Annotated in this window: 11 protein-coding genes; 1 reads left to right on the forward strand and 10 read right to left on the reverse strand. The window is 60.2% G+C overall.

Going from position 1 to position 13,110, the window contains the following annotated elements:
• Positions 1-8: 8 nt before the first annotated feature.
• From LQ231_RS21725 to LQ231_RS21745, 5 genes are read right to left on the reverse strand one after another with little or no spacing between them, the layout of a single operon-like run.
• Positions 9-1,070, reverse strand: a complete 1,062-nt coding sequence (locus tag LQ231_RS21725; RefSeq protein ID WP_230173892.1) for a DUF2218 domain-containing protein — start codon at positions 1,068-1,070, stop codon at positions 9-11.
• Positions 1,067-1,897, reverse strand: a complete 831-nt coding sequence (locus LQ231_RS21730; protein WP_230173893.1) for an ABC transporter ATP-binding protein — start codon at positions 1,895-1,897, stop codon at positions 1,067-1,069. Before LQ231_RS21730 ends, LQ231_RS21725 begins: the two co-directional genes overlap by 4 nt.
• Entirely contained in the window at positions 1,894-2,907 is a 1,014-nt protein-coding gene (locus tag LQ231_RS21735) for an iron ABC transporter permease (protein WP_230175005.1), read from the reverse strand. Before LQ231_RS21735 ends, LQ231_RS21730 begins: the two co-directional genes overlap by 4 nt.
• 32 nt (positions 2,908-2,939) lie before the next feature.
• A complete protein-coding gene (locus LQ231_RS21740) occupies positions 2,940-3,926 on the reverse strand; it encodes an iron ABC transporter permease (protein WP_230175006.1) in 987 nt (328 codons plus the stop codon).
• 53 nt (positions 3,927-3,979) lie between these two features.
• The gene (locus LQ231_RS21745) at positions 3,980-4,975 is read right to left on the reverse strand and encodes an iron-siderophore ABC transporter substrate-binding protein (RefSeq protein WP_230173894.1); all 996 of its coding nucleotides are present in this window, start codon (positions 4,973-4,975) and stop codon (positions 3,980-3,982) included.
• A gap of 297 nt (positions 4,976-5,272) precedes the next feature.
• Here LQ231_RS21745 and LQ231_RS21750 point away from each other — a divergent pair, with 297 nt between their 5' ends.
• On the forward strand, positions 5,273-7,402 hold the full coding sequence (locus LQ231_RS21750) for a TonB-dependent siderophore receptor (RefSeq protein ID WP_230173895.1): 2,130 nt from the start codon (positions 5,273-5,275) through the stop codon (positions 7,400-7,402).
• Positions 7,403-7,448: 46 nt separating this feature from the next.
• On the opposite strand, the gene LQ231_RS21755 is transcribed toward LQ231_RS21750, so the two are convergent.
• From LQ231_RS21755 to LQ231_RS21775, 5 genes are all read right to left on the reverse strand, one after another.
• A complete protein-coding gene (locus LQ231_RS21755; protein ID WP_230173897.1) occupies positions 7,449-8,348 on the reverse strand; it encodes a helix-turn-helix transcriptional regulator in 900 nt (299 codons plus the stop codon).
• A gap of 590 nt (positions 8,349-8,938) precedes the next feature.
• Positions 8,939-9,526 carry a DJ-1/PfpI family protein gene (locus tag LQ231_RS21760; protein ID WP_230173899.1) on the reverse strand — a complete coding sequence of 196 codons (588 nt, stop codon included), beginning with the start codon at positions 9,524-9,526 and terminating at the stop codon, positions 8,939-8,941.
• A gap of 64 nt (positions 9,527-9,590) precedes the next feature.
• Positions 9,591-10,559 (reverse strand): substrate-binding domain-containing protein, encoded by a 969-nt coding sequence (locus LQ231_RS21765; protein ID WP_230173901.1) that lies wholly within the window; start codon positions 10,557-10,559, stop codon positions 9,591-9,593.
• Between the two features lie 34 nt (positions 10,560-10,593).
• Positions 10,594-11,589 (reverse strand): ABC transporter permease, encoded by a 996-nt coding sequence (locus tag LQ231_RS21770; protein WP_230173903.1) that lies wholly within the window; start codon positions 11,587-11,589, stop codon positions 10,594-10,596.
• Positions 11,555-13,105, reverse strand: coding sequence for a sugar ABC transporter ATP-binding protein (locus tag LQ231_RS21775; RefSeq protein WP_230173904.1), 1,551 nt, complete (start codon positions 13,103-13,105; stop codon positions 11,555-11,557). The genes LQ231_RS21770 and LQ231_RS21775 overlap by 35 nt, the downstream gene beginning before the upstream one ends.
• Positions 13,106-13,110: the final 5 nt, after the last annotated feature.

A 13,110-nucleotide genomic window follows, 5' to 3' on the forward strand; every position in this document is an offset into this window, starting at 1 on the left:
CTCTGTCGTCAGCTCTCTTTGTCCCAATACCAGGCCACGTATTGCCGCTTGCGATCGCGCTTCCGGTCAGCCAGAGAGCGTTTGATGGCGCGCACATCGGATTTTTCGGCCGCGAACCAGACGAAGGTGTCGTCACCGACATTCTCAAGCGCGGCCTTCACCCGGCCAACCAGAGTTTTGGCGCCATCCGCGGCATAGGACGCCCGATGAAGCCACTCTGTATATAGTCGACCTTGAGTGCGAAGTGCTTGCTCCTCGCCGGCATTCTCGACTTCGATGAGCGCAGTCATCGTCACGCCTGGTGGCGCTTCTTCCACCATGCGCGCGATTGCCGGAAGCGCGCTTTCATCACCAGCAAAGAAAATTACGTCTGCTTGTGGCAAACCTCCTCCTCCGGGCCCCATAAGCGCCACCTGCTCTCCGGCCATTGTGTCTCGCGCAAAGTCAGCGCCAGGCGTGGCGACCCCTTCGGCAGGATGCTGCAGGAAGTCGATGCAAACACGATTGCTTTCAAGGTCGACGCTACGGATCGTGTAAACCCGCACAATCAGTTCGTCCTCGCCTTCGGGCCAGCCGATCCGGCCATTTGCTTCAAGATTCGGCCAGACCGGTGTTCGGCCCCTCGGCGGCACGAGCAGCCGAACGTGCATGCTGCCCCCGATGAATGGCGACACATCGGCGAGCGACAGGGTGACGCGTCGCATGCGCGGCGTCACGTCTTCCGCGGACACGACCGTTGCCTCGAAGAAGCCGGGCGGCCTAACCTTCGGGGCGGGCGTCGACCATTCGAGGGAGAATGGCTGTTCTCCCGCGAAATAGAAAAGATGCTCGGCAAACATCGTCCGAGTTGCTGCCAGCGCCTCGTCATTTTCCGATCGTATCTCGATATTCAGGAAGTCATCCGTGGTTGCGATTTCGATCGTCCAGTCCGTCGATTTGAGGGTGGCGATGCCATCCTTGTAGACGACGTCCGAATGCTCCAGGAAATGTTCGCAGATCTCGTCAAGCATGGCGGTGACATTGGCGGGGTGCGCAATGCCAGAGAGTTTAACGGCATGGAAATCGGTCATGATCTTGCCTCGATAGATGGAGGGGGTTTCTGCTGCATGTGGTGACGCCCGATGGGAAGCATCATCGGTCTGTCCGAGGTCGGGTCGATGAGGATCCTGCTTTCGAGGCCAAATACACGGCGCACCATGTCCTCGGTGAGCACGGACCGAGGGTCCCCCGTGCGGATCGGACTACCGTCGAACATGGCGACGAGATGGTCTGCATATCGGGCAGCGAGGTTCAGGTCGTGCAGGACCATGACGATGGTCGTGCCGCGGGACCGATTGAGATCCGTCAGCAGGTCGAGCACGTCGATCTGGTGGCTGATGTCAAGGAAGGTCGTCGGTTCATCGAGAAGCAGGATTTCGGTCTCCTGCGCCAGTGCCATGGCAATCCATGCCCGCTGTCGTTGACCGCCGGAGAGTTCGTCCACCGGACGCTCTGCGAGGTCTGCGGTCTGAGTGGCCTCAAGCGCGTCTGCGATGGCCTTGTCGTCGGCCTTGGTCCAGGAGGCGAACAGACCGTGATGCGGGTGTCGGCCCCGACTGACGAGATCCATGACCGTGATGCCATCCGGCGCGATGGGGGACTGCGGAAGCAGGCCGAGCCGCCGGGCGAGCTCACGGGTCGGGAGCCGGTGGATTGCCCGGCCATCAAGCAGGACTTCGCCACTCTTCGGAGCAATCAGCCGTGACAGGGACTTGAGCAGGGTGGATTTGCCACAGGCATTGGCACCGACGATCGCGGTGATCCGGCCGCAGGGAATGATGAGGTCCAGTTCCTGCAGGACGAGGTTCTCGCCATAGCCGGCCGAAAGCGATTTCGCCTCAAGGCGGGGATCGGTCATGGCGTACCTCCTGGACGGTTGTTCCGGATGATCAGTATGATGAGATAGGGCGCGCCGAGGGCGCCGGTGACGACACCGACCGGGTAGCGGCCGGGAAGCAGGAACTGACCGACGAAGTCCCCGATCAGAACCAGCAGGGCGCCGACCATGCCCGCCGGCAGAAGGATCGAACTGCGTCGCCCGAACATGCCGGTGGCGATCGGCCCTGCAAGAAACGCGACGAAGGCGATCGGGCCGGTGACGGCGGTGGCCGTCGCGATCAATCCGACGGCTGAAATCATCACGATGAGGCGCGTCGCTGGTACGTTCACCCCAAGGGCTGTTGCCGTCTCGTCACCGGTTCGCATGGCTTCCAGATCGCGGCCCTTGAAGAGAATGAGCGCGCCGAAGACAAGAAGGGATGCCATCACGGGGAGGCTCTGCTCAAGCTTTGCCCCGTTGAGGCTGCCGGTCAGCCAGCGCATGGCTTCCTGCAGGGTGAAGGCGGGGGCGCGGGAGAGCACATAGGCAATCATGCTTTCCAGCATGGCCGAAACGCCGATCCCGACGAGGATGAGGCGCGAACCGGCCACACCATTTTTCGCCGAGAGGCCATAGACCAGAAGCGCGACCGCGAGGCCGGCGCCCACGGCAAGCAAGGAGACGGCCGGGCCGCTCAGCGACAGAATGACGATTGCGAAGACCGCTGCGGCGCTCGCTCCGGACGTGATGCCGATGATGTCGGGGCTGGCGAGCGGATTGCGCAGCATGGTCTGGAAAGCCGCTCCACCGAGCCCGAAGCTGACACCGGCGACGACCGCGAGAACCGCGCGCGGCAGCCGCAACTGGCCGACGGTGAAGTCGGCACCGGGAACACTCTCCCCTGAGAGAACACTGATGACGTCGGCAAGGGGCGTGAACGTCTGCCCCGCCATCAGCGTGAGAAGGAAGCCGAGCGTCGCCAGGACCGACATGAGTGCCAGGAGTGTATGGCGACGTCGGGATTGGCGCCCTCGGCTCGACGCGATCATCGCGGCAGTCAGTGGAGGGATCTGGAGGCCGTTCACAGGTCTCTCACCTTCTGTCGTCGGACGATGAAGATGAAGAAGGGCGCGCCGATCAGGGCGGTGACGACACCGACTTCCAACTCGGAGGGGCGCGCGGCCAGACGCCCCAGGATGTCGCTCGCAGTCAGCAGAGTGGCGCCTCCAAGGGCAGAAAACGGCAGCAGCCAGCGGTGATCCACCCCGACCAGCAGCCGGCAGGCATGGGGAACGACAAGCCCGACAAAGCCGATCGGGCCGCAGACGGCTGTTGTCGCGCCGCAGAGCATCACCGCGCCGAGCGTTGCCGTTACCCGGGCAAGCGCGACGCGTTCTCCGAGGCCTGCTGCAAGTTCGTCCCCGAGAGCCAGCGCGTTGAGCCGTCGGGCAGAGAGAAGGCAGAGGACGAAGCCGACCAAGAGGAAGGCGTAGACCGGTTCCATGCGTTCGAACGTCGCGCCGCCGACACCGCCGATCTGCCAGGAGCGGATGCCGCCGGCAATGTCCGCCCGGGGAAGAACAACCGCGATGACGAGCGAGGAAAACGCAATCGACGTCGCCGTACCTGACAGCGCGAGCTTCAGCGGCGTTGCGCCACCGCGACCCATCGAGCCGATGACATAGACGAAGACTGCGGTCGCTGCCGCACCCGCGATCGCGACCCAGATGAAGGTATGGGCGGAACTGATACCGAACCATGCAACGCCGACCACGACGGCCAGCGAGGCGCCTATATTGATACCGAGAATGCCGGGATCGGCGAGCGGATTGCGCGTGACGCCCTGCATGACCGCACCGGCGAGGCCGAGGGTCGCGCCCGCCATCAAGGCAAGGATGGTCCGCGGAATGCGGGTAGCCACTGCTGCGCGATCCAGCGTCGATGTATCGCCAGAGATTGCAGCCAGGACATCGGCCATCGGCACATCGCGCGTGCCGATCATCAGCGAGAGGATCGCGACCGCGATGCCGATTGCGACGACCGTGCCGAACCAGGCCACCCGTCCCATGTTAACCGCGCGACCGGACGATTGCTGGCGTGCCTGATGTTTCGCGAGCGCCGTCATTCCGTCTTTCTGGCCGCTTCCGCCAGCATGGCGACGTAGGCGGGCAGCACCCAGGTGATCGACAGGGGCGTGGGATTGGCGGCGGTGCCGATCGGGTCGCGGCCCAGCATGACGATTGCGTCATGCTTGACGGCAGGCATGTGGGCGAGCAGCGGATTGGCCTTCATCGCCTCGATCAATCCCCGGTCGCCATAGGTCACGAGGATGTCGACGTCATCGAAGAGATCGATCTGTTCGGCACTGATCGAGCCTGCAAAGCTGCCGGTCGAAGATGCCTGAACGACGCTTTTCGGCATGGCGAGGCCGAGATCTGCAAAGAAGCGGACGCGTGTGTCCTGCGTCGTGTAGAAGTTGACGATGCTGAGGTCATTGGCGTCGAGATGGGTGACGAACATGGCCGTCTTGCCCTTCAGTTCCGGATACTTCGCCACCTCGGTAGCGATCTTGCGCTCGATGTCTGCAATCAGCGTCTCGCCTTCCTGGGCGAGGCCGAGACCGGCGCTGTCGAAACGGATCATCTCGCGCCAGTCTGTCGACCAGGGCGCCTGGGGATAGGCGACGACCGGTGCAATCTGGCTCAAGGTGTCGTAGTCGGACTGGCTGAGCCCCGAATAAGCGGCCAGAATGACGTCCGGTTGCGTTCCGGCGACAGCTTCGAAATCGATGCCATCGCCTTCATCGTACAGCCTAGGCGCTGCGGCGCCGAGTTCCTTCAATCGTTCTGCCACCCATGGCAGCAGGCCGTCACCATCGTCATCGCCGAAATTGGCAGCCGCCATGCCGACCGGGACGACCCCAAGGGCGAGGGGGACTTCGTGATTGGCCCAGGCCACCGTCGCCACTCGTTGTGGCCTCTCGGCGACCATCGTCGTGCCGAGCGCGTGTTTAATTTCAACGGGAAAGCGATCTTGCTCGTCTGCTTGTGCGGTGGTGCCGGCGACACATAGGAGAATTGCTGCAACGGGCGCCAGGTGATTCAAGTTGATCCGCATGGTCACAATCATCCCTTGATTAAGTTGACCGTCCCTCTCAGCTTCAATTCGTCGGGTCAAGCAATTTGGTACAGCGGAGCCACATGCCCTCTTGATTTTCCGGGGAATCTTACAAAAAAAGGAAATTTACAATACTGGATGAAAGTTATCCAGTTAATGGCGGGCAGACCGATACGATTGCAGTCTGCAGCGAACCTACGCTTGGGTGTTGCAAGCCTCCGCTGTCGGTCGGCTCCCGACGGTGAACCTGGAGGTTCATCGAGACGGAATGTCGGAACGTCAAATTCTGGAAAAAACATGATCAGAGTCATTTCCGCCGGAGGCACAGCCCGAGCTTCCATCCGCCACCGCACAGCCATCCTCCTTGGCTGCACGGCTTTCGTCGCATTGATACCCGCATTTGCGGGTGCGCAGGACGCTCAGGCTGACAACGAGTCGACCGTGCTCCAGACCATCACCGTGGAGGGGGCCGGCAAGCGAGACGCGGATTCCAAGTCGATCGTTGCTAACGAGTCGAATGCCGTGGGCAAGATGCCCGGCGAGATTCTGACGACACCAGCCACCGTGTCGGTCATCACGTCGAAGGAAATCGAGCAGCGCGCCGCCGATACCGTCGAGAAGGTGGTGCAGTATACCGCTGGCGTCGTCACGGACTACTACGGTTCCGACGACCGCTTCGACTACGTCAAGATCCGCGGCTTCACGCCCTTCACCTATCGCGACGGTCTCATGGTGGGCCGGACCTGGACAGGTATCAGGGAAGAGCCCTATGCCTTCGAAAGGCTCGAAGTCCTGAAGGGCGCGAACTCCACCGGTTTCGGCGTTTCGGATCCGGGCGGTGCGATCAACTATGTCACGAAAATGCCGCGTAGCGAGCGCTTCGGTGAGGTCTATGGCACCACCGGTTCCTTTGCTCACAAGGAGGCGGGCTTCGATTTTGGTGACAACCTCACAGAGGACGATACGCTCTCCTATCGTCTGACAGGCAAAGTCCAGCGCGCCGACGGTGAATACGACTTTTCGGAGAATGACGAGAACTTCATCCAGGGCGGCGTGACCTGGCGTCCGACCGACATGACTGCCTTGACATTCGTCTTCGATCACCTGGGCCGCGATGGCACCCCAAGTGGCGGCGGTCATCCGCTTTATACCGATTTCGACCGCGACCGGTTCTTCGGAGAGCCGGACTACAACTACGATACGACGAACCGCAATACCTATTCGCTGATGTTCGAGCATGATTTCGGCAATGGCCTGTCCTTCGGCTCGAATGCCCGACACAGCAAGTCCAATACTGGTTTCGGCTATGCCTACATCTGGGATTCCTTGGGTGCCAGCAGTTCGTCCGACACTCTGGCGGATCGCAGTTATTTCGGCAGCGAGCGCTCGTCCGAGCAGTTTGTCGCCGATGCCCACTTCCTCTATGAGACGCAGTTCGATCAGGTCGAAAGCCGCACGCTGGCCGGCATCGACTACAGCAATTTCGATTCCAGCGGGGCAAACTACTATACCGCGGCACCGCAGATCGATTGGCTAAACCCGGTCTATTCCGGAGCTCCGGGTGCTCTGTCGCCTTATAGCAGTTCGCGACAGGAGCAGGTCACACGGGCGATCTATCTCCAGCAGGACCTGATCTTTTCGGACCGCCTCACGGCCAGTGTCGGTCTACGCAATGACTGGCTGGACCTCGATGACACCGATCTATTGGCGAATTCGACGGACAATGGTGACTACAGTGAGCTGAGCAAGCGCGTCGGTCTCAGCTACAAGATCACCGAGGAGCTCGCAGCCTATGTCAGCTATGCCGAATCCGTAGCGCCCCCGAGCACAGGCAATGAGCCGACTTATGGCAAACAATATGAGGCAGGGATCAAGTATCGTCCGGACGCATTCCCGGCAATGATCACGGCTTCCATCTATGACCTGACGCTGGAAAATATCACGACATACGAGGCACCGGTCTATCTGCCCAACACGGTTGAGGAAATCCGCCACCGCGGCTTTGATCTCGAGGCGAAGGTCGAACTGACGTCGAACGTCAACCTGATCGGTGCCTATTCCTACATTGATTCGAAAATCGTTGATGCAGGGAGCTATGACGGCAAGCGTTTTGCCCAAGTGCCCCAGCACATGGCTTCGCTCTGGGGCACCTATACGCTGGAAGGCGAGGGTGCACGGGGTGACATGACCTTCGGTGCCGGCGCTCGTTTCATCGGCTCCTACTATTTCGACAATGCGAACACGCGGAAGTCGGACGGGGCAGTCATCTTCGATGCGTCCTTCACCTACGCCATCAAGGAGAATACGAGTTTCCAGTTGAACGCCAGCAATCTGTTCGACGAGAAGCACGTCGCCAACAACGACGGTGGCGCGCTCTACTACAACCCTGGCCGCACGATCTACGCGACCATCCGCCAGACCTGGTGACCAACGCAGGCCCGACCGCATACCAGAGGCGGTCGGGCCTGCGCCTTCAATCGGAATGAGGCTTACGCCGCCAGGCCGCTGGTGTATCGCCGGTCACGCCCCGGAAGACCTTGGTCATATGGGCTTGGTCTGTGAAGCCCAGCTGCGCACTGATCGCCGCAATGCTCAGGGTGGTCTCGGTTAGCAATTTGCTTGCGAGGTCGATTCGGCGCGACAATTGCCACTGCAAGGGTGTTTTGCCTGTTGTCTGCCGAAAGACGGTGCCGAACCAGCTTTCCGACAAACCCACAACGTCGGCCATTTCGGCCACTGACAGACGTCTGCCGCCACAATTGGCGAAGAAGGCCGAGAGCCGGTTCAGTTGCGCCTGGGTCAGCCGCCCGCCGGAAGCCGTGCAATTCGCGTCGTCACCCCGCAGATCCAGAAGCCCTGTGACGATGCTGCCGATCAGATTTTCGGCAAAGGCCGGGTGCCTGACATGTGTGGAGAGTTCGTCGACGACGAGGTTCGCCAAACTGGTTAGCGGTCCCGGGTCGTGCAGTTCCATAGGCTTTTTCAGGGCCGCGCGGGCTGCGGAAGTGCCGATCACGGGGGCAACGTAGCGCATCAGGCGGTCGTGGTGGAGATGCAGATCCAGATGTGAGAAACGATGGCGGCGCGTGAACCTAGTCCACATGGGTACGCCAGCCGGTACATAGATTGCGCGTGCCAATCCGCGTTCACCGTGCTCGACTTCTCCGCGTCGATCGGCCACCTGGATATGACCGCTTACGTCGTTGAAGAAGAACATGATGCGTGGATCTGGAGACAGGTAATATCCGCTAGCGCCCGCGTGGCCCTCGGCATCCCAATGGACGCCGACAATGCCGTCGAGGGACCGCCACTTGGCCGGCAGGACGGCCCGGATGCCGTCTGTCTCTGTCTGCATCGAATGTAGATAGGTCAAATTCTCGCCTTTCGCCCCGTCTTCCGTGACCTGCACGTCTTCGGAAACCAGCCTTACCTTTGTCCAGAAATGCGATCCAGGTCAAGAAAGATGAGAATCTCTATCACGTTAAACTCAGCCAAGGACGTCACCTCGCTGCGCGCACGTCACCACGAAACAAGTAAGTGAATTTCTGCCGAGATTTCGATCAGTTCCCCCACGCGCAGAGCGAAGTTTCCCAAGGATACGGGATTGCTGGTCACACTTGGTGCCACGAACTGTGTGGCGGCCTCTGCCGTCAAGCGCGTCGATCATGGGCAGATCGGGCAGGCTGATGGCAGACATTGGGGCGCGCCCTGCCTGCCTTAATTTCGCAATGCGCAAGTCACGTTATTCGCATTGACAGGCGCTCGAGGATTGGATGTGCGAACCGGCGTTTTGGGTCGACGGGCATCAGGATTTGCGGCGAATTCTCAGACTGATCGGATGTGAGCATGCCCGCATGTCGGCGTCTTTGCAGCTTGACGTTCACTGGACAAATTTGCCCCCGGCGGATGAGCGCGGGGGCAAAATCAAGACTAAAGCTCGGTGCGTACCACCATGTCCTGCGATCAGCTGTGCGTGATCTTGGTGCCAAGTACCTTCATGCATTCGCGCATGAATGCGGCCAGTCCTGTCCAACCTTTGGCGGAGACCATATTGCCATCGACATAGGCCTCCGTTGGCTTGACATCGATGTAGATGCCACCGACAGCCGTCACCTCTGGCTCGCAGGCGCCCAGTCCCGCGACCTTCTTGCCTTTCAGAACGCCGGGCACCGCCATCAGGATCTGAACGCCGTGGCAGATCGTGAAAATCGGTTTGCCGGTCTGGTGGAAATGGAGAACCATGGCCTGCACACGCTTGTCGGTGCGGATGTATTCCGGCCCGCGACCACCTGCTGCGTAGACGGCATCGTAGTCCTCGACCTTCACGTCTGAAAAGGTCTTGTTGATATCGGCATAATGGCCAAGCTTTTCAGTATAGGTCTGGTCACCCTCGAAATCATGCAACGAGGTCTTGATACGGTCGCCCGCATTCTTGTCGGGGCAAACGACATGCACCGTGTGCCCGACCGCTTCCATGCCCTGCTGAAATACAAAGATTTCATACTCCTCGGTGAACTCGCCGGTGAGCATGAGGATTTTCTTGCCGTTCATATCGTGTCTCCTCTTGGTATGGTAGTCGGATGACGCCGGGCCAAACCTGGCGTCATCCTCATCATCAGAACGGGGAATCGGGGAAGTAGAACTGGTCCGCATTCTCCGGGGTGATCAGTGGTGCGTCGAGCTTGAAGGAGCCTCGCATTGGCGCCTGTCCGGTGAACTGTCCGGCAGTCATGTAGATGGCAGACTTGATCATTGACGGCGGATAGGGCGTCGAGATCGGCGTGCGTTTGTCACCTGCCTTGACCATCTCGATGACCTGTTTCATGCCATTGCCGCCGAGCGCATACTTGATGTCGGTCCGGCCGGCACGATCGACGGCTTCAATGACACCAAGCAACATGTCGTCGTCGTTGGCCCAAACAGCATCGATTTGAGGATATTTGGCCAGATAGTCCTGCATCAGCTTGAACGCTTCGTCCTGGTTCCAGTTGGCATACTGGATGTCGAGGATCTTGATCTTGGTTCCGGCAATGACATCCGAAAAACCCTTGATGCGTTCGTCATCGATAACGGTCGGGATGCCGCGCAATACGACGATCTGGCCTTCGCCGCCCAGCTTTTCCGACAGCCAGCGTGCGGTGTTGGCGCCCACGGCAATGTTGTCGCCAGCAACGTATAGATCTTGGATCGACGGGTCGGCCAGGCCACGATCGACCACGGCAACGAAGGTGCCCTTTGCCTTGACCTGCTCAACCGGCCCCGTCAGTTCCTCCGAGGTGAAGGGCAGGATAACCAGAGCATCAAGTGCGCGGGTTGCGGACAGGTCTTCCAGGGAAGATACCTGTGCGGTGGCCGATGCTGCCGTCGAGACCACAACGTCGATGTTGGGGAATGCGGCTTCGATTTCCTTTTCGGCCTGCTGGGCGTGGTAGACGACGCCGCCGGTCCAGCCATGCGTTGCCGCGGGAATGGACACGGCAATCGTGACCTTCTTGTCCTGCGCCTGCGCGCTGCCGAGCGGCAAAGCCAAGACGATGGCTGCCGTTGAGAGTAGAATTCTTGCCTTAAGTGTAATGGACTTCATGTTTCACTCCTCCTTTTGAAGTCTTCAGCCGTGTTCAACGGCTTGCGGTAAATCGATGTGCGAGCATGGCGATGATGATGATTGCGCCCTGCACGGCCGCGATGAGGTATTCCGACACCAAGTCCGACAGGACCATGACATTGGCGATAACCTCGAGAATGAGCGCACCTGCTACGGTGCCCCCTATGCGCCCCCTGCCTCCTCGCAGGAGAGTGCCGCCAATCACCACAGCTGTGATGACTTGTAGTTCCCACAATTGCCCCGTTGTCGGTGTCGCAGCGCCCAGTCGCGGCACGTAGCAGATGGCAGCCACGGCCACGCACAATCCTTGGATCACGTAGGCACCGGTGCGGACAACGCCGACATTCACGCCGGAAAAGCGCGCCACCTCGACATTGGAGCCGGCAGAGGTCAGGCGACGGCCATATTTGGTGCGATAGAGCACGAACCCACCGAGAAGCACGACAACAAAGGTGATCAGGACCGGGTAGGGGACCCCGAGAAAATCGCCGAAATACACTGGTCGATAGGCATCCCTAAGTCCCCGGTCGATCGGCAGTGAACCGCCGTCGGTCATGAATGTGATGAAGGCGCGAAATATGCCCATCGTGCCAAGCGTGACGATGAAAGGCTCAATTCTTCCGACAGTCACGATGAGCCCGTTAAACAAGCCGCAAAGTCCGCCGACGACAATAGCCACGCCGGCACCCATCGGTATGGCCCAGCTGCCATAAGCCGGAGCGAGGTCGTTCATCACCATGATCATGATGCCGGTGACAAATGCCATCATGGATCCGACTGACAGATCGAGCCCGCCCGATGCAATCACGAAGGTTGCTCCGACCGCAATGATTGCAATGAATGCGCTGCGGGTGATCACGTTCATCAGGTTGGCCGATGAGGTGAAATTGGAATTGATCAGCGCCCCAAGCAATACAATCACTGCAAGCGCGATGAATGGTGCAAGATCGGCCCAACGAATCCGATATCCTTCGTCAGCCGTCGCGATGGTTGCTGTCGCTGTGGTCATGTTGTTCCTCCCCAACGTTTCCATGTCCGCCTGTGGTGGCGGCATAGACGACGTTCTCCTCATTGATTTCGTCACCACGAAGCTCGGCGACGATCCTCCCTGCACGCATCACAAGAACCCGGTCGGCGAGGCCAACCAGCTCCTGCATTTCCGACGAGATAACGATGCAGGCCTTGCCTGCCCGCACCATCGCGTCGATGAATTCGTAGATCTGGCTTTTGTTGCCGATGTCGATACCGCGCGTCGGCTCGTCAATGATGACAACCGACGGATCGGCCATCATCACTTTTGCCAGCAGCAGCTTCTGCTGATTGCCGCCGGAGAGCTTGCCTGCCTCAAGCATCAGCGACCGCACGCGGATGTCGTAGCCGGTAACGGCCTTGCGAAGATTTGCGAGTTCCTCGCGCTTGTCGAGCACCGCACTCGGATTGACGGTATCCAGCGCCTGCAAAGTCAGGTTCGGCCCCAGTCTCTCCTCCAGGAGTAGTCCTTTTCCCTTGCGATCCTCGGTCAGGTATACGAGCCCGGCGTCCATCAATGTGCGAACGGAGCGCTGGCCGATTTCCTTGCCGTGCAGCATGACCTTGGCAGCATGCGACGGCCGCAGTCCCATCAATCCCTCGATCAACTCGGTGCGCCCCGCGCCGATCATGCCGCCAATTCCGAGGACCTCGCCGGGGCTGACGCTGAACGAGACCTTCTGCGTGCCGTGATCCACCGCCAGGTCACTGACCGCCAGGATCGGCGATGCCGTCGTGACAGGGCGCTTGTGCGGATAGAGCATTTCGAGTTCGCGCCCGACCATAAGCTCCGCCATGTCCCGCTGACCGAGCGTGGCGGCAGACCAGGTGCCGATCATGCAGCCGTCACGAAGCACGGTGACCCGGTCTGCGAGCGCCTGCACTTCATCGAGGCGGTGCGAGATGTAGAGAACCGCAACGCCTTGACTGCGCAGGTTGCGGACGATGTCCAGAAGGGCTGTAACCTCGTCATTTGCCAGCACAGCGGTCGGTTCGTCGAGAATGACGACCTTGCGCTCATCCAGAAGAGCGCGGGCAATTTGCACCAGTTGCCGCTGCGCGAGCGGCAGGTCGCCTACCCGGTCTCGGGGCCGCGCAGAAGATCCGACCCGTTGCAGCAATTCCGCCGTGCGGCGGTTCATCGCCTTGTCGTTGACCATCGGCCCAGGTCCCAATTCGCGACCCAGAAACAGGTTTTCCGCGACGGTCAGGTCAGCAGCCAGGAGGATTTCCTGATGGACGAGAACGATGCCGGCATGCTCGGCTTCCACAGCATTGCGAAACTGTACTGGCCGTCCATCCATGCTTATGTGTCCGGCCGTCGGTGCAACATGGCCGGATAGAAGTTTCATCAGTGTCGATTTTCCGGCACCGTTTTCACCGATGATCGCGTGCACCTCACCGGCGCGGATGTCCAGCGTGATATCAGACAGGACGGTGATCGGCCCATAGGTCTTGCCCAAGCCATCGGCCTGCAATGCAACATCCGGAGACATCACCG

The sequence above is a fragment of the Rhizobium sp. CECT 9324 genome (genome assembly GCF_918741265.1).
Lineage (GTDB): Bacteria > Pseudomonadota > Alphaproteobacteria > Rhizobiales > Rhizobiaceae > Allorhizobium.